The following is a 17,149-nucleotide window of genomic DNA, read 5'->3' as shown; positions in this document are numbered from 1 at the left end:
CCATGAAAACACTACGCGTTGTCCTTCTGGACGATCATCAGGTTGTACTGGCAGGAATGAAAGACTTTCTCGAACAGACCCCGGGAATTTGTGTCGAGGGGACCTTTGCGACCTCGGCTGCGCTCATCGATCACGTTCGCCAGAACCCACCTGATGTCATTATTAGCGATTACAACATGCCCAAGGATGAGGTCCACCAGGACGGACTGAAATTTATCGATTATCTGCTGCGGACTTTTCCGGAGGTAAAACTGCTGGTGCTGACGATGATCTCGAACCCCATGATTGTCTCGGCATTATATGACGCAGGCGTTTCAGGCGTGGTCCTGAAGCAGGATCCGCTTAACGAAGTCTTGCTGGCACTGCTTGCGGTACGCGCTAACAGCCGCTATTACGCTCCGTCATTTCAAAACGATATCCGCCGCGATAAACGGGAGATTTTCTTGCACGAGCGGGTCAATAGCCTTTCCCCCAGGGAATATGAAGTTCTACGTTATTTTGTCGCCGGCGAATCGATTTCCCAGATCGCGGAAAAACTAAACCGTAGCGCTAAGACCGTCAGTCTGCAAAAGAACTCCGCGATGCGTAAACTGAACGTCGAGAGCAATCAGGAGCTGATTCGTTTTTGCGTGGGGAATCATATTTTTGATTGAACGTTAATCCCGGTGAGGCGATGAACATAAAAAGCCCGCCCAGAGGGCGGGCTGAAGGGGTTAACGCACAACCAGTACGGAACAGTCGGCATGACGAACGACGGCCGCAGCGTTGGAGCCGAGCAGATAGGTCGTAATATCCGGGCGGTGAGAGGCGATAATCACCAGATCGGCCGGCAGCGTTTTCGCCAGCTCCAGAATGTTATCCTTCGGCGAACCTTCCTTAACATGGAAATGCACCCGGTCTTCAGGAATGGCGAACTGAGCGACGATCTCTTTCAGACGCGTTTCCGATTCCGCTTTAAACTCATCCATCGGCGGTAGTTCGGTGGTATAGGCCATCCCCAGCGAGGCGTAATAGGGAAGGGATGGAATCACGGTCAGAAAGTGTACTTCGGCATCGTCAATGCGCGCTTCCGCCTCAACGTGACAGACAACGCGTTGAGTTAATTCTTTATCAGAAATATCAATAGGTACAAGAATTATTCTGGCCATAAAACCTCCTGTTTAAGTAACCGCTTAAAGTGTACGCCATTTGGCGGCGCGATGTACCATGACGGGTCACATTTTAGCGTGAGTTACCCCGGAGTTCGGTAAATTTCCCTTTGATGACGCCATCATAAAAACGTCCCTTGGACACCACCTGCAAAAAAAGGCGGTAGATGCGTTCGGGCACCTTCTCATAGCGAAGCGTGCTATCGTCGTGAAACCGGATTTCGAGGATGCCAGAGGCCTCGTCATAGGCGATGGAGGCGATTCGGGATGACTTTACGGGGTGATGATCCATGGCTGGCGTCCTTTACGGCAGGCTTTACCGGCAATATATCATTTATCGGGTAACGGTTTTAATACTCCAGGGATATTGTTTTGATTTGATTGACGGTTGCTGGTGAACCCGGTATCGGCACGGGTCGGTCCGGTCAAGGCGATAAGTAATGCCAGAGGCGCAGTGACTTTATATCAATGTTGTCATCTTCGCGCTGCAAACTGGCTTGCGCACAGACGCCGGGAATACTATTCGGCGTGAGCGAATAAATCAGAGCGATGCCCGTCTATTTAATGCAACGATTATCGTCATCGCTCGCGCTGAGAATTTTATTGCTGGCGGTCGTGGGGAATTGTCGACGGTTATTATGATGATTGCCGGGGTAATGGGCCGGGGGCTAATGGTGGGGGCGTCACACCAACGGCGTTTATTATGCCGATATTTTTAACTTAGCGCATTGAGGATGTAAAAGAAGGCAATACGGGCGAATCGGTGTGGAGTAATAAATTCTTCCGTGATGGTTATAGTCTTTATGAATGTATTAAACGGAAGTATGTTAAATAAAAATTATACTTCGTGACGCGGTGGGCGTATTCTGTGGGCGTTACATGCCCTTTATTATTGTCAGGTTTTATTATGATCGTCACATATTATATTCACGCATGATATTATTTTGACGATAAAAATGACAAGCCCGAATGAATATTCGGGCTTTTTTTATGGTGAAACTTAAAAACAGAGCCGATTAACTCTCGGTGGCCGGTTTCTCCGCTTTGCCGGCCATCTGGGCCAGGAAGTCATAGCGTTTTTGCAAATCCGCCGCCGCATCTTTCCACAGCTGCTCCGCCACTTCGGGCTGCTGGGCATTGAGGCGACGGAAACGTTGCTCATTAAGCAGCGTTTCGGCCAGCGCGTCTGAAGGTGGGCGAGAGTCCAGCGCCAGCGGCAGTTTACCTTCATCCGCACGACGAGGGTCGAAGCGGTACAGCGGCCAGAAGCCGGTGGCGGTCAGCTGACGCATCTGATCGTGGCTGAGCGCCAGATCGTAACCGTGCTCTTCGCAGGGGCTGTAGGCGATAATCAGCGACGGGCCAGGGTAGGCCTCCGCTTCCTGAATCGCTTTCACCGTCTGATTCAGCTGCGCGCCCAGCGAAATTTGCGCGACGTAAACATGCCCGTACATCATCATGCTGACGCCGAGGTCCTTACGCGCTTTGCGCTTGCCGTGCTCACCAAACTTGGTGACCGCGCCGAGCGGGGTCGCCTTCGACGCCTGGCCGCCGGTATTGGAGTAACACTGCGTGTCGAGAACCAGAATGTTGACGTTTTCAGTCAGGCTCAGGACGTGGTCGAGACCGCCAAAGCCAATGTCATAGGCCCAGCCATCGCCGCCGATAAGCCAGATGGATTTCTCAACCAGCGCATCGGCATCGGTTAAGAGCTCCTTCGCGCCTGCTTCATTAGCCAGAACCTGGCGTAGCTCAGCCACCTGTTCACGCCGCACCTCCGGCGTGGCGTCGGCCTGCAGCGCGTCGTACAACGCTGCTGGCAGTTTGTCGGCAAACGTTGACAGCAGGCGCATTACGCGCTGACGGTGCTGGTCGACGGTTAAGCGGAAGCCGAGGCCAAATTCGGCGTTGTCTTCGAACAGCGAGTTTGCCCACGCCGGGCCGCGGCCGTTGGCGTCGGTGGTATACGGAGTGGATGGCAGATTACCGCCGTAAATCGACGAGCAGCCGGTGGCGTTAGCGATCAGCATCCGATCCCCGTACAGCTGGGTCAGCAGTTTGATATACGGCGTTTCGCCGCAGCCTGAGCAGGCGCCGGAATATTCAAACAGCGGGCTGATCAGCTGCGAGGTGCGGATATCAATACGTTCCAGAGTGCTGCGGTCGATTTCCGGCAGGTTGAGGAAGAAGTCGTAGTTCACTTTCTCTTCTTCCACATGTTCAAGGCGCGACATCATGTTGATGGCCTTGATTTCAGGATTCTGTCGGTCTTTTGCCGGACACACTTCCACGCACAGGTTACAGCCGGTGCAATCTTCCGGCGCCACCTGCAGTACATATTTCTGCCCGCGCATATCGCGCGATTTCACATCCAGGGAGTGCAGGCTGGCCGGTGCCGCGTCCATTGCCTGCGGAGGGACCACTTTGGCGCGAATCGCTGAATGCGGGCAGGCGGCCACGCAGTGGTTACACTGGGTGCACAGCTCCTCCTTCCAGATGGGGATCTCTTCGGCGATATTGCGTTTTTCCCAACGGGTGGTGCCCATTGGCCAGGTGCCATCCGGCGGTAGAGCGGAGACCGGTAGCGCATCGCCGAGCCCGGCCAGCATGGCGGCGGTGACGGTTTTAACAAAATCCGGCGCGGCGTCGGAGACCACCGGCGGGCGGTTCGGGCTGGAGGCATCGACCGGGCGCAGCGGCACTTCGGCCAACGATTCGCGCGCCAGCGCCAGCGCCTGCCAGTTGCGTTCAACCAGGTCCTGACCTTTGCTGCTGTAGCTTTTAGCAATGGCGCCCTGCAGTTCGGCCAGCGCGCTGTCGCCCGGCAGAATTTGCGTTAAATGGAAGAATGCCATCTGCATGACGGTGTTGATACGGGCGCCAAGGCTGCACTCGCGGGCGATCTTCGCGGCGTTGACAATATAAAAGCGCGCTTTTTTCTGGTTCAGCGTCGCCTGCACTTCCTGCGGCAGGCGCGACCACACTTCATCGACGCCATAAGGCGTATTGAGCAAGAAGATTCCGCCGGGTTTTAACCGCTCAACCATTTCATATTTGTCGATAAACTGTAGCTGATGGCAGCCAACAAAATCGGCCTGTGAGATCAAATAGGAGGAGCGAATCGGTTTTTCACTGACCCGTAAATGCGAAACGGTCAACCCGCCGGCTTTTTTCGAGTCATAGACAAAATAGCCCTGCGAGAACCACGGCGTGGAGTTGCCGATAATTTTGATATTGTTTTTCGTCGCCGAGACGCTGCCATCGCTGCCGAGGCCGTAGAACAGCGCCTCCAGTTTGGCTTCTGATGGCAGGGTGTTCTCCCCCAGAGGCAGGGAGAGATTGGTTACATCATCATAAATGCCGACGGTGAATCGCGGTTTGGGCCGGGCTTCGCGTAATTCATTGAAGATAGCCAGCACGCACTCCGGGCCGAACTCCTTGGATGAAAGGCCGTAGCGACCGCCGATGGTGCGGGGCAGGGTTTCACGCTCGCCGCGGTTAAAGGCTTCCGCCAGCGCGGTCATGATATCGAGGTACAGCGGCTCGGCATGGGCGCCCGGTTCTTTGGTGCGGTCGAGAACGGCGATAGCGCGGGCGCTTTCCGGCAGCGCCTCCAGCAGATGGGCGGCCGAGAAGGGACGATAGAGGCGAACTTTCAGGACACCGACTTTTTCGCCAGGGCTCAGCAGCTCGTCCACGACTTCTTCGCAGGTGCCGATCGCCGAGCCCATAATCACAATCACCCGTTCTGCCTGCGGATGGCCATAAAACTCGAACGGTTTATACTGACGCCCGGTCGCGGCGGCGAAATCGTTCATCGCCGTTTCAACGTGGTCATAAACCGCGTCGTACCAGGGGTTCGTGGCTTCGCGGGACTGGAAATAAGTATCCGGGTTCGCCGAAGTACCGCGGATCACCGGATGTTCCGGATTCAGCGCGCGTAGACGGTGCGCGTCAATCTCGTCCTGAGGCAGCAGGCTGCGAATGGTGTCGTCCGCAAGCGGGGTGATTTTATTGATTTCATGCGAAGTCCGAAAACCGTCGAAGAAATGAATAAACGGCACCCGGCTCTTAAGCGTGGCGATATGGGAAATCAGCGCAAAGTCCTGGGCTTCCTGGACGCTGCTGGCGCACAGCATGGCGCAACCGGTCTGGCGCACGGCCATGACGTCGGAATGGTCGCCGAAGATCGAGAGCGCGTGGGTAGCGACGGTACGAGCGGCAACGTGCAGGACAAACGGCATCAGCTGACCGGCCAGTTTGTACAGCGTGGGGATCATCAGCAGCAACCCCTGCGATGAGGTAAAGGAGGTCGAGAGCGCCCCGGTTTGCAGCGCGCCGTGTACGGCACCGATGGCCCCGGCTTCCGACTGCATTTCGACGACGCGAGGCACATCCCCCCACACGTTTTTTAGCCCGTTACCCGCCCAGGCATCCGCCTGTTCCGCCATCGTTGAACTGGGCGTAATCGGGTAGATGGCGATAACCTCACTGGTGCGAAACGCGACTGAAGCGGCCGCGCCATTACCGTCGATAGTAATCATAAGAAGACACCCTAACATTGCGCAAAAGAAGAGACCCGACAAACGGCTACAGGTCCTGTAATTATAGTGGCTAGTATAAGGGCATTATCTATACCCTTGAAGTTGTGAGGCTTTCGAGTGCACAAATTGATCCACGAATTCTCCCCCGAGAGGCAGATTTTACCAACGACATCGAATTTATCTTACTGATTATTATAAATTTATATGGGGCGGGAGGCGTCATAACGGTCAGGCTCCCCGCGGTGACAGCCCATCTGCTGAAGGTATCGCAGATGAGAACGGTCATTCTGTTTTTGAGATCTCTGAACGGGTTAGAGTCTGTTCAGGTAGGGGTAAATTAGTCCAGCCAGTCTGGACACGGACCGCGCGGAATAACCGGAGCGTACAGGTTGTGTGCGAGGATTGTGCGCACTGCCCAGGTCTGAAATGGTAAATATGATTTTAATATTCTGCCTTTACAAAGATAAACAAAGGTTGAAATAAACTCTCTTCTGATGATGCTAATATCAGCTCAGCTTGCTGGATTAACTACGGAATGGTTAGCAAAAGTCAACCTGGAGAGTTTTTATGCAAAAATCTACCCGAAAAGCCCTTTGTACAAAGCGATGGTCACGGACGCCAGAATCACAGGACCTGCAAAAAGATCGGTTTGATCAAATTTGGTCAGAGCATAAAGACAGCCGTTGCCGTAAAAAAGAGTGGAAAAAAGCGGGCTCAACTTTGTGCGGTAAAAACTCCCCCCTGAGCTGTGAGTGATATTTGATTAGGTTCCTGCCTCCTGTATGAAAATTAAGGAGGCAGTCTCCCCCGGGACTTAAATTATACGTTCCCTTTGATGGCTGAAAATAGACTTTAAGGTATATCTAAAAACGCCGGATTTTAAATGAAAAAAGGTTACCCGATCGCGGGATTGCGATCTGTTAATAGCCTTAACACTATGACGGCGTCGGCGGGTGGACAAATAGCCGATCGGGATAACCTTCATAGCAGACCCGCGCTCCGGAGATAAGTGCCGGGAAAATGGATGCCATTACAACCCTGCCACCAGGCGGGGTTTTAACGTTATGGATGGTATCAGCCTGGTCGTGAGAGCGACGGGCGTATTAGCAGATGCTCTTCCCTCATCAGACGTACAACCCTGTGACGGCGAAAGTGACAATCCGCCATAGCGGCCAACGGCGCTCGTCGCGGGTATGGATGGCCCGCTGAATGTCCATCATTTTCCTTGCCAGGATAACGATCGGCGGAAAATTTGCTAAGAAATGTTAATGGAGCGCATAAATACGGTTTTCGCCTCTCGACGTCAGGCGCTGCGCTGCCTATTATTCTGGGGTTTGTTTATTTTGGGAAGTTTCTGAGGGGAGAGACGATGCGAGCAGCGTTTTTAGTAGGGTGTGCCGCGTTATTATTGTCGGCCTGTAGTAGCGAACCTGTTCAACAGGCGACAGCGGCACACGTGTCGCCGGGAATGCGTGCCGCGATGAGCAGCTCAGGGCAGGCGAACTGCGCGATGATCGGTGGCTCATTGTCCGTGGCACGACAGCTTGATGGTTCGGCGATCGGCATGTGCGCGTTACCTAACGGCAAGCGCTGCAGCGAGCAGGCGTTAGCGGGCGGAAGCTGCGGTAACTACTAGTTGACCAGGTCGGCGAGTTTATAGACCAGGGTCTGATCGGCCGTGGCCAGCGTCAGCTGAATTTCCGTCAGGTCAACCTGTGCGCCATCACGCAGCATTTTGCTCAGCGTATTATCCAGCGTATTCAGCTGAGGATCGGTGCACAGCATACGGGTCATCGCCAGCGTTTTGACCTTCAGCTCGCCGCCGCTGATTTTGCCTTTACCGCTAAAGCGGTTGCACATATTTCCTGAAACATACATCTCTTCGCCAAAACTCAGCTCCAGCGGTTTGGCTCCTGCCGCCAGCGCCTGGCCATTCACGCTGGTCAGGACGAAACGATGGTGCTGAAGTTGCTCCGCGCCGGTGGAAACTTTGCTGTTGTAGACACAGCCAGATAACAGCATTCCTGCCGCCAGCAGTGCAGCAAACTTGTTCATTTTTCCTCCAAAAACATTTATCACATCTGTTAAATACGCACAGTTTAACTTTACTGCAGGCAATTTCTGTGGGGGTTATCTGAATGTGCCCCCCGCGCAAGGAGGGCACAAAAGGGAAAGGACTTTCAGACCAGCGCGTTCGGGCAGGTTTCGCCAGCATCGACCTGGCGCAGGTTATCCAGGGTCGTTTGTGAAATGCTGATCAGCGCTTCGGCGGTCAGGAAAGCCTGATGCCCGGTGAACAACACGTTATGACAGGCAGACAGGCGACGGAAGACGTCATCCTGAATCACGTCATTGGACTTATCTTCGAAGAACAGGTCGCGTTCGTTCTCATACACGTCCATGCCCAGCGCCCCGATTTTCTGGTGTTTCAGCGCATCGATCGCCGCCTGAGAATCAATCAGCGCCCCGCGGCTGGTGTTGATCACCATCACGCCGTCTTTCATTTGCTCAAACGCCGCATGATTCAGCAGATGGTAGTTCTCTTCCGTCAGCGGACAGTGCAGGGAGATCACATCGGACTGTGCATACAGCGTCGGCAAATCAACATACTCGACGCCGAGATCCAGCGCTGCGGCGCTTGGATAGGGATCGAACGCCAGCAGGCGCATGCCAAACCCTTTCAGAATACGCAGCGTGGCGACGCCGATTTTGCCGGTCCCGATCACCCCGGCGGTTTTACCGTGCATGGTAAAGCCGGTTAAGCCTTCCAGCGAGAAGTTAGCATCGCGGGTACGCTGGTAAGCGCGGTGGATGCGGCGGTTCAACGACATCATCATGCCGACGGCATGTTCAGCCACGGCTTCCGGCGAATAGGCGGGAACGCGGACAACGCGCAGACCCAGCTCTTTTGCCGCATCCAGATCGACGTTGTTAAACCCGGCGCAGCGCAGGGCGATGTACTTCACCCCGTATGCTTTCAGCTCTTCCAGCACCGGACGGCTGCCGTCATCGTTGACAAATATGCACACGGCTTCACAGCCGTTGGCCGTTTTCGCGGTTTTTTCGGTTAACAGGAAGTCGAAAAATTCGAGTTCAAAGCCATATGTATCATTAACATGCTGAAGGTACTTTTTATCGTACTGCTTCGTACTATACACAGCGATTTTCATAAGACTTTTCTCCAGTGATTATACCGTCACGGTAGCATATTTAAAATAATCGTACAAATATTAAAAATTAGTTTAGCCTGGCGGATATAATATTAATTCTAGAGCATATCACTGAGTTGAGGTATCTCTTTAAAACACAATGTATTTTACCAAAAACTGAAGCTGAAGGCACCGGGAGCCAGCAGGAGCAGCGGCCAGAGAAGTCCCGAGCTGACATTGGCCAGTTGAAAACGCCAGAACGGAGTGCCGCTGACGCCGCTGGCCAGCGGGAGGGTGGCGCGAAGCGGAGAGAGAAAACGGCCGAAAAACACCGCCCATTCGCCGTGGCGATGGAGAAAGGTCAGGCTACGGGCCAGCCGATCGCCGCGCAGCCAACGCAGCCGTAGCAGACGATGCTGATGCCGCCGTCCCAGCCACCAGGAGATCCAGAATCCGCCGATTGCCCCCAGACTGGCGCTGAGCCACATAAATAAGAAGTGATTCAGGCTGCCGGAGGCGAGCGGGCCGAGCAGCAGCAGCCCGGAGGTGCCCGGCACCAGCAGAGAAATCAGGGCACAGGATTTGCTGAACGTCAGCAGAAAGACCAGCAGCAGCAGGAATGAATAGTGGCGCTGTGCATACTCAATTAGCGAAACAAAAAACTCCACGGGATCCACCCACTTATTTGAACAATTCCCGCGAGTGTGACAGGCGCTGGCTAAATGGCGGTTAAATAAGCGAATGGCAACAATTCACCATAACGATGATGTCACAGCAACTATTCTTAGAATCTATCCCGGCAGGGCTATCGGCACAGGCAATTTGCGCGCGAAACAGCGCGGAGAAAGCGGAGCGTGGAGGGAGTCGGTGAGAATTTGATTCGCTTCGCTCACCCTGTGGCCGCTCTGAAGGGCGCTCAAAGATAAATCGTTGCGCGCACTGCCCGGGGCAAAATGACAAGCAAAATAGTCCTGCTGAGATAGGCTCTTAAGCGGGACAGAAACTTTAACTCACTGGTCGAACGTGCCACAATACGCGCTACTTTCGGCTTTTACTTTTGTTTAATCAGGATATTAACTGCCCATGAAGGGTAAATATAAAGCCGCCATCGCGCTATTGTTAGCACTTATTCTGCTACCGCTGGCCTTGTTGTCGACGCTTACCCATTGGGTACCTACGCTGGCAGGGATCTGGCTGCCAGAGGGAACCCGCATTTCGCTGCATGACAGTCCGCGCCTGACGCGTTCTGCGCTGCGTATACCCGATTTACGTTATCTGGTCGGCGACTGCGAACTGGCGCGGATAACCGATGCCCGACTCTCACATCCCAGCCGCTGGCGGCTGCAGGTTGACGAACTTGATATCAACAGCGCCTGCCTGAGCAAGCTGCCGGAAAGTGAGCCGGCATCCGGCGCGCCGCGTACGCTGGCGGAATGGCAGTCCATGCTTCCCTATAGCTGGTTGACGATTGAGAACCTGCGTCTCTCTCCGTGGGAAAAGTGGCAGGGACGACTGGTTATGTCATTGACTCCGCAGCAGCAGGATATCGGCTACAGCGGTAAAGAGGTGACGCTGCAGGCGCGCCTGCGCGGGCAGGCGCTGACGGTGAGCGACTTCTCCGCGCAACTGGTCGAAGGACAGGCGCCGGTGAAGCTGGTGGGCGAATTTCATATGCCGCTGGTGCCGGATGGTTTGCCGGTAGATGGGCATCTGATCGCCACGCTCGCGTTCCCGCAGACGGCAGGACTGGTTGATGCGGAGCTGGAGTGGCAGAAAAACCGTGGGCAGCTGCTGGTGACGCCGCGCGGCGATGTGCAGCCGATGCTCGACTTACCCTGGGAGATCACCCCGGAGCGTATTGCCATCAGCGATGGTCGCTGGAGTACCGAGTATGCCGGGTATCCGCTGAGCGGCCGCGTGGCCTTGTCGGTTGGCAACTGGCAACAGGGCACCGAGCAGATGCGGGTCAGCGGTCGTCTCAACGTTCTCACCCACGGGGAAGGCGGGAAGGGGAACGCCGTACTGACGATAGGTCCTGGCAAACTGAGCATGGACAACAGCGACATGCCGTTGCAGTTAACCGGCGAGGCCAAGCTCGGCGATCTGATTGTTTATGCCGTGCTGCCGGCGAACCTGACTGGCCCGCTGACCGCGCCGGCGCTGGCATTCCATCCCGGCGCGCTGCTGCGTTCCCGCGGCCGGGTCATTGACTCGCTCAATATTGATGAAGTCCGTCTGCCGCTGGCTGGCGTGAAGGTGACTCAGCAGGGCGTGGACGGCCGTCTGCAGGCTATTTTGCGCGCGCACGAACAGCAAATGGGCGACTTCTCGCTGCATCTTGACGGCCAGGCCGACAACTTTATGCCCGACAGCGGCCGTTGGCAGTGGCGTTACTGGGGCGAGGGCCGCTTCACACCGATGCAGGCGAAGTGGGACGTCAAAGGGGCGGGGGCGTGGATAGACAATTCGATTGTGCTGAACAGCCTGTCGACGGGCTTCGATAAGCTGCAGTACGGCACGATGCTGGTCAGCACGCCGCGGTTAACCCTGGACGAACCGGTGCACTGGCTGCGCGGCGAGCAGCACCCTAAACTGACCGGCGCGCTGTCGCTGGACGCGGGTAAAACCAGCTTTAGCAGCGGCAGCGAACTTCCCCCCTCCACGTTAAAGTTCAAGATCGACGGACGGGATCCCACCTGGTTTCAGTTCAACGGGGCGCTCCACGCCAGGAAGATCGGTCCCGTGCGGGTCACCGGGCGTTGGGATGGTGAACGTCTGCGGGGCCAGGCCTGGTGGCCGAAACAGTCGTTAACCGTGTTTCAGCCGCTGGTGCCGCCAGACTGGAAAATGAATCTGCGTGAAGGAATGCTGTATGCGCAGGTCGCCTTCTCCGCGGCGACAGATCAGGGGTTTGAAGCCGGCGGCCACGGCGTCTTAAAAGGCGGCAGCGCCTGGATGCCTGACAATCAGATTAATGGCGTAGATTTTGTTCTGCCTTTCCGTTTTAGTCAGGGGACCTGGCAGCTGGGAACCCGCCGACCGGTGTCGCTGCGTATTGGCGAAGTCGTCAACCAGGTGACGGCGAAAAACCTCTCGGCGGATCTGCAGGGCTCCTGGCCGTGGAGCGAGAGCGAACCGCTTCAGCTGAGCAACGTCAGCGTGGATATTCTCGGTGGTAAGGTGACCATGCAGCAGCTGCGGATGCCGCAGCATGACCCGGCGCTACTGCGTCTGCAGCAAATTTCCAGCAGCGAGCTGGTGAGCGCGATAAATATTAAGCAGTTTGCCATGTCCGGCGCATTCAACGGCGCGCTGCCGCTGTGGCTGAACAATGACAAATGGATCATTAAAGATGGCTGGCTGGGTAACCCGGGGCCGATGACCTTACGTCTTGATAAGGATATGGCGGATGCGATGGTCAACGACAATATTTCCGCCGGTGCGGCGATTAACTGGCTGCGCTATATGGAGATCTCCCGTTCATGGACGCGCATCGATCTCGATAATCTGGGCATGCTGACGCTGAAGGCGACCATCAGCGGAACCAGCCGCGTCGGGGAGCAGAGTAATACGGTGCATTTAAACTATTCTCATGAAGAGAATATTTTTGACCTGTGGCGCAGTTTACGTTTTGGCGACAATTTGCAGGCATGGTTTGAGCAAAATGCGGTGCTCCCCGTGCGCAGCTGTACGGACAGTAAAAAGTGTAAGGAACAACAATGATGAAATTGCTAACGCCGGTGCTGATGACGATGCTGCTGGCGGGCTGTACGCCACGAATTGAAATCGCGGCGTCAAAAGAGCCGATCACCATCAATATGAATGTCAAAATTGAGCATGAGATTCATATCAAAGTGGATAAAGATGTTGAAGAGTTACTGAAGTCGCGTAGCGATCTATTCTGAGGTGGCGATGAGAAAACGACTGTTAACGGCGGCGTTAGCGCTTGGCCTCTTCAGCTCATCGGCGCTGGCGCTGACGCTGGGGGAGGCCCGGGAGCAAGGGCGGGTCGGGGAAACGCTGAATGGCTATCTGGCGCCGCTGCGTCAGGACAAAGAAACGCTGGAGCTGGTCAAACAGATCAACGCGGCCAGGAGCGAAAGCTATCAGCAGCTGGCGGATGATAATAACCTGCCGGTGGATGAGGTGGCGAAAATGGCCGGGCAAAAACTGGTCTCCCGGGCGCAGCCGGGGGAGTATGTTCAGGGACTGAATGGCAAATGGCTGCGGAAATAGCGCCGCCGCTTTTGCCTCGCAGAAACGGCCGCTGATGAGACTCACTTTCATCAGCGGCGGCGGGGCCGGACGGCGATTAGCGTCAGGGTTAGCGGTGTTGTTGTAAAATCGTCAAGAAGTCCTGTTTACTGGAGATCAATGACAGCGCATTGGCAATGATTTCATCGCTGAAAATAGAGGCGATGTCCTTCAGAACATCAATATGCTCCTTCTCTTTGGCAATCACGCCAATGGCGATAAACATGACGTTGCTTCTGTCCCAGATGACACCGTCCGGGAACTGAAATATTTCTATCCCGGTTTTCAGAATGATATTGGTCGCGGATTTCGGCAGGTGCGGAAGCGTAATGCCATTGCCTAAAAAGGTGGACACCTGACGCTCCCTTTCAGCAAGAAAAGCGATGCAGTCTTCGCTAACGTAGCCTTTCTTTTTAAATTCCTCACCAAGCAGGGTCAAGACTTCGGTCTTATTTTTCGCCTTGTAACCAAGGTGAAGATTCTCTTGCGTAATATTAGCGATCATTGTGAGCGACCTCCGCGCCGTTATTCACCCGCGCATCATATTTATTCGACGATAACTCTTCTTCTAATTGTTCCAGCGATTTGTTCGAGGTTTCCGGGAGCGCCGTGACCACAAAGATAATCGCGATATAGTTGATAGCCGCAAAAATCAGGAATACGGGGCCAAGGCCGAGCTTGGCCTGGAGCAGCGGAAACAGGTAGCTGACAACGGCATTCATGATCCACATGAAAAACACGGAAATCCCCATGGACAGGCCGCGGAATTTCAGCGGGAACAGTTCGGCCAGCACCACCCAGGTAATAAAGCCCATCGTCCCCTGCATGACCCCGACAAACAGCGCGCCGAGTAGCCAGATGGCCGTCGCTTTGATATCGCCAACCAGCGTGTAATCGACGCCGGCAATGATCAGGTGCAGCGTCGCCATAATGGCAAAACCGTAAATAATGATGGTTTTGCGTTTAAAGCGATCAACAAGGAAGAACACCCCAACCAGCATCCCCCCCACGGAGAAGACCCCGTTGAGCACATTGCATATTAAGGAGGTTCTTTCAGAGAAGCCGGCCGTACTCAGGATTTCGGTGCCATAGTACATAATGACATTGACCCCGGTGGTCTGCTGTAACGCGGCCCAGATGATGCCCACCAGCAGTAATTTAAAAATCCACGGCGTACTGAGAATGGTGACAAACGCGTTTTGCGTACTGAATTTACGATCGGCTTCGACTTTGATGAGGGTAGAAATATCGGCGAACTCTTGCGCCGCGCGTTCCGGTGAGCGGATCTGCTTTAATACTTCCAGCGCTTCCTGATGTCGGTTTTTGCTCACCAGCCAGCGCGGGCTTTCCGGAGAGCGCAACATCCCGACAAATAAACAGATGGCCGGGAGAGCCTGGACCATTAACATATATCGCCAGACATCGGGGAGGTGGCCCCAGATGATGCCTATCACGGCGTTGACGGCGAATGCGGCAAGCTGCCCGATAACAATGGCGACTTCATTCAACCCCGTGAGTTTACCGCGCATTTCAGTGGGGGCGACTTCGGAAATGAACGTTGGTGCTGTGACGGAAGCGCCGCCAACGGCGTATCCGAGCAGAAAACGGGATATCAGTAATACGGTGATATCCGGCGCGAGGGCTGACATTAATGCCCCGACAAGGAAAATAAATGACAGGCAGAGCAGATATTTTCGTCTGCCAAAATAATCGGCGAGGGTTCCGCCAAAAACGCTGCCAATAGCGGCGCCCACCAGCAATACGCTCATGACCAGACCTTCCGTCGTCGGCGTCAGGCCCATATATTGCTTCAGTGAAGAAAATGCACCATTAATAACCCCAGTGTCATAGCCGAATAGCAGGCCGCCAAATGTTGCCACCAGCGTTATTTGGTGAAGCCGCTTTCTTTGCTGTACGTTCAGTTTCATGATAGCTGACATTTTCATACCTTTTATTTTCATTAACAGCACCGGTCATTCTGTTTCTCTTCGCCCGCGGCGACAGGTTTATCCTGTCGAACGATGACGGAGGGAGACGAGATGGGTGGTGCGATTATTCGTCTTCATCACACTATGCTGAGGAGCAGCGGGCGATGAGGCGTGTTTTTGATTGACGGTGTGTTATCAGTGTCTCTGGATTGTGTGTGGCATCTGTGATGCTTGCTGTCGACATTCACACGCTTACCCGACAGCGCTTTTGCACAGAACAGACTGTGCGGATCCGCCACCGCGTGTGGCCGTCGTTTATGCAGCGATGAAAGCCAATCTGCGGTACGAGGTGTTTTGCCGACGCCCCGTTGTTCTTTGTCACCGGCGTTCCTTTCAATGGGAAAACCATCGCGACCAGTACATAGTCAATGGCATGACAACGCTCCCTGCCGTCCGACGAGGTCAATCTTCTTGCTGTTTCCTTCATGGTCTCCTCCGTGCTTGCGGGTTTGCATACCGCCGAGAGTGGACAGATTGCGTTTTATCGAAGGGTAATATGACATTCGCTAATGAAATAAAATCACAAATAGATCACAAATTGAAAATTTTATTTCATTTAATTTTGTTTGAGATGAAACAAATTTCTCTTTGTGAGAAAAGATAATGTTTTTATATCATTGATAATTAAGGTTAAATTTTGATAGGGTTTGTGAGGGTGTTAAAAATAAGCTATTGAATTAAAAGTTAAATTTTTGATACGAGTCACGCTTTTAAATCCATACGATTATTGGTGAAATTAAAATTCCATTTTATATTTTTTATACGCTTTTGTTTTTTTTCCGGGTCACAGCCTGGTCAGGCGGGAACCGGGGCGAAACGCGCGGGACGAGGCCAGCCGGGAGAACACAGCAGACGTCAGGCGGGCACCCGGCGACGGATAGACGAACCAGAGGGCAACAGGGAGAGCGGCGGCCGGATAGCGCCGGGGGGGAACGCAAGTCTACGGCCCATTGGCGTATAAATCAGCGGCAGCGCTTACGGTATTCCCCAGGCGACACGCCAAAACGCTGTTTGAAAGCGGTCGAGAAGTGGCTGTGGTCGCTGAATCCCCAGCTATAGCCAATTCCCGCCAGCTTTTCGTCATCACGGGCACTGTGCAGCGCCTGCGCGCAGAGATCGAGACGCCGGTTCTTAATATATTGCGCGACCACCAGCCCCTTGTCGGCAAACAACCGGTACAGACTGCGAACCGACATCCCGGTCTCGCTGGCCAGCCACTCCGGACGCAGATGTTCCGCCTGAATGGACTCATCAATTAAATCCATAATCTTCTGAAACTGCTTCTCCCTGCGCGATGGCCGGGGGTCGTGATGATGCAGCATCGGACGCAGCAGACAGACGATGGCCTCCAGCGCCGCGGCGCTCTCACTTTCCGACAGCTCCGGGCTGCACATGCTCTCCTGCAACAGCCGCTGGCTGAGCTGGACCATCGGTAGCGATTTTTCCAGCCGCGTGGCGATGCTTATCTCACTGCCGCGCAGCTGTTGTTCAAGCAGCTGTCGGGGGAGTAGCAGGGAGGCCTGGCGCGATGTCTGCTGCCAGAAAATAGAGCAGGGGCGTGATGCGTCAATCAGGGTGATGTCGCCGGCGTCGAGGACCACCTGGCGATCGTCCTGCTCGATAGCCGCCTGGCCGGAGAGCTGGAAAACGGTATAAAACCAGTCGTCATTGCTGCGCTTAATTTCGTTGCGGGTGCGGAACAGATTGACGCCGCTGGCGGTGACGGTGCTGACTTTCAGAGTGCCGGCATAGCTGGCGTCAATCTCCCCATGAAAGCGACCTTCCAGCGGACGAGCGGCAAAATGGCCGCAGACCTGATTGATTTTCGCCAACCAGCGCTGGTAGTCCTGTCCGTGCTCCGCCGTCGCCATAGTCTGTCTCATGTAAACATAATGTTTTTGCATTGTTGCATTTACACGGTGGCATACAAGAGCGAGGCGCGGAGTATATGAAAGAACTATTACCTGAGGCACATTTCTGCGTCCGCAATATGTTGAATTGCGGCGGCTGTCACAGCGGCACAAACGAATGTCACAGAGAAAAAAGCGCGATCGTCAGCCTCGTCG

The 17,149-nt window shown here is 54.5% G+C and carries 14 protein-coding genes; 5 read left to right on the top strand and 9 right to left on the bottom strand.

Annotated elements, in window-relative coordinates:
- The first annotated feature begins 2 nt into the window (after positions 1-2).
- Positions 3-653 (top strand): response regulator, encoded by a 651-nt coding sequence (locus tag AC007G_RS12460; protein ID WP_032687994.1) that lies wholly within the window; start codon positions 3-5, stop codon positions 651-653.
- A gap of 60 nt (positions 654-713) precedes the next feature.
- Here the strand turns inward: AC007G_RS12460 and uspF are convergent, their stop codons facing one another.
- The 3 genes from uspF to nifJ form a co-directional block, all read right to left on the bottom strand.
- A complete protein-coding gene (uspF, locus tag AC007G_RS12455) occupies positions 714-1,148 on the bottom strand; it encodes a universal stress protein UspF (protein ID WP_032687993.1) in 435 nt (144 codons plus the stop codon).
- Positions 1,149-1,221: 73 nt separating this feature from the next.
- The gene (locus tag AC007G_RS12450) at positions 1,222-1,440 is read right to left on the bottom strand and encodes a KTSC domain-containing protein (RefSeq protein ID WP_032687991.1); all 219 of its coding nucleotides are present in this window, start codon (positions 1,438-1,440) and stop codon (positions 1,222-1,224) included.
- A 724-nt stretch (positions 1,441-2,164) separates the two neighbouring features.
- A complete protein-coding gene (nifJ, locus tag AC007G_RS12445; RefSeq protein ID WP_142630992.1) occupies positions 2,165-5,692 on the bottom strand; it encodes a pyruvate:ferredoxin (flavodoxin) oxidoreductase in 3,528 nt (1,175 codons plus the stop codon).
- 1,369 nt (positions 5,693-7,061) lie between these two features.
- Here nifJ and AC007G_RS12440 point away from each other — a divergent pair.
- On the top strand, positions 7,062-7,328 hold the full coding sequence (locus AC007G_RS12440) for a putative hemolysin (protein WP_004861238.1): 267 nt from the start codon (positions 7,062-7,064) through the stop codon (positions 7,326-7,328).
- Here the strand turns inward: AC007G_RS12440 and hslJ are convergent.
- The 3 genes from hslJ to AC007G_RS12425 form a co-directional block, all read right to left on the bottom strand.
- The gene (hslJ, locus tag AC007G_RS12435) at positions 7,325-7,747 is read right to left on the bottom strand and encodes a heat shock protein HslJ (protein WP_142630993.1); all 423 of its coding nucleotides are present in this window, start codon (positions 7,745-7,747) and stop codon (positions 7,325-7,327) included. The two genes, AC007G_RS12440 and hslJ, sit on opposite strands and share 4 nt — an antisense overlap.
- 125 nt (positions 7,748-7,872) lie before the next feature.
- Positions 7,873-8,862: a 2-hydroxyacid dehydrogenase gene (locus AC007G_RS12430; RefSeq protein ID WP_032687988.1), complete on the bottom strand. Its 990-nt coding sequence runs from the start codon at positions 8,860-8,862 to the stop codon at positions 7,873-7,875.
- 146 nt (positions 8,863-9,008) lie between these two features.
- Positions 9,009-9,509, bottom strand: coding sequence for a DedA family protein (locus AC007G_RS12425; RefSeq protein ID WP_032687987.1), 501 nt, complete (start codon positions 9,507-9,509; stop codon positions 9,009-9,011).
- A gap of 415 nt (positions 9,510-9,924) precedes the next feature.
- Here AC007G_RS12425 and AC007G_RS12420 point away from each other — a divergent pair, with 415 nt between their 5' ends.
- The 3 genes from AC007G_RS12420 to AC007G_RS12410 are packed head-to-tail and all read left to right on the top strand — an operon-like array spanning position 9,925 to position 13,077.
- Positions 9,925-12,564 (top strand): YdbH family protein, encoded by a 2,640-nt coding sequence (locus AC007G_RS12420; protein ID WP_142630994.1) that lies wholly within the window; start codon positions 9,925-9,927, stop codon positions 12,562-12,564.
- Positions 12,561-12,746 (top strand): YnbE family lipoprotein, encoded by a 186-nt coding sequence (locus tag AC007G_RS12415; protein ID WP_004861256.1) that lies wholly within the window; start codon positions 12,561-12,563, stop codon positions 12,744-12,746. Before AC007G_RS12420 ends, AC007G_RS12415 begins: the two co-directional genes overlap by 4 nt.
- A gap of 7 nt (positions 12,747-12,753) precedes the next feature.
- Positions 12,754-13,077, top strand: coding sequence for a YdbL family probable chaperone protein (locus AC007G_RS12410; protein WP_032687984.1), 324 nt, complete (start codon positions 12,754-12,756; stop codon positions 13,075-13,077).
- 88 nt (positions 13,078-13,165) lie between these two features.
- Here AC007G_RS12410 and AC007G_RS12405 read toward each other — a convergent pair whose 3' ends face one another.
- The 3 genes from AC007G_RS12405 to feaR all read right to left on the bottom strand — a co-directional run bounded on the left by AC007G_RS12405 (position 13,166) and on the right by feaR (position 16,954).
- Positions 13,166-13,600 (bottom strand): PTS mannitol transporter subunit IIA, encoded by a 435-nt coding sequence (locus AC007G_RS12405; protein ID WP_032687982.1) that lies wholly within the window; start codon positions 13,598-13,600, stop codon positions 13,166-13,168.
- Positions 13,590-15,035, bottom strand: a complete 1,446-nt coding sequence (locus AC007G_RS12400; RefSeq protein WP_032688017.1) for a sugar porter family MFS transporter — start codon at positions 15,033-15,035, stop codon at positions 13,590-13,592. Before AC007G_RS12400 ends, AC007G_RS12405 begins: the two co-directional genes overlap by 11 nt.
- A 1,010-nt stretch (positions 15,036-16,045) precedes the next feature.
- Entirely contained in the window at positions 16,046-16,954 is a 909-nt protein-coding gene (feaR, locus tag AC007G_RS12395; RefSeq protein ID WP_032687981.1) for a transcriptional regulator FeaR, read from the bottom strand.
- Positions 16,955-17,149: the final 195 nt, after the last annotated feature.

Source organism: Klebsiella sp. CSG-1 (assembly GCF_056521145.1).
The sequence above is the reverse complement of the archived record's forward strand: the minus strand, read 5'-3'. Positions and strand labels throughout refer to the sequence as shown.